We start from the raw sequence: 784 nt of genomic DNA on the forward strand, positions 1-784 counted from the left end.
AATCTGTTTTTTGTTTTCGATCACTTTCAATTTATAAACGCTGGAAAAATCTAAATCGCGGGCGACAAAAACATTGACCATTTCCCCTTGGTTTTTTGTTAGTGTGGGAGGAATGTTGGCGTAATTTTCCACGACAATATTTGCAATATTTGGTCCCGAAGATATTGTGTCAGAATTGTTCTTATCTTGATCTTTTGGCAACCGGCTTCTTGCATAATTGGTTGCATCTCGGACAATCGATACAAGAAGCGCAGATCCAATCCGCTCAAACCAATGATTATCAACATCTCCATCAACACCAGAACGCCCTAAGGCATCCGTTGCCGGTGAGGCTAATGTTATAATAACACCACTTGGTGTTTTGGCTCTATTCCATAACACAAAAAGACGATTTTGCCCCTTTTTTAATCCGGCACGGTATTCGCCAACGATTTGTGTGCCCTTATCAAGAAGGACAACGCGACCATTGTCTGACAAGATATCTCTAGAAACGATACAACTGGTAAATCCCTGTTGGTCACTGCTGATCGCCGTTTCTAAAATACATGGAATGGAAGCACCCATTGCGATGATGTAATTTCGATTAGTAAGTGTTGAAGCATGAATACCTTCAAGGTTTGTCGGTTTGAGAAGATGATTAAAGCGTTGTGCTGTTTCATCAGGTTTTCTTTCGAGTTGGTTCGGTGAAGTGTCGTTATTTTTTTCTGCATTTGCTTGGCTTTTTTGTGGGCTGGCATAGGCTAAGACAGGAGCACGTTGTGCTGCTTCTAAGAGTGAATCATCA

1 protein-coding gene is annotated in these 784 nt (G+C 41.3%); it reads right to left on the bottom strand.

What is annotated here, in order from left to right; all coding sequences use genetic code 11:
• A partial coding sequence (gene virB10, locus ACFIK8_RS11030) for a type IV secretion system protein VirB10 (protein ID WP_375669454.1) occupies positions 1 to 784 on the bottom strand: 784 nt, incomplete at both ends.

It is taken from the genome of Bartonella sp. MR168JLCBS, assembly GCF_042194175.1.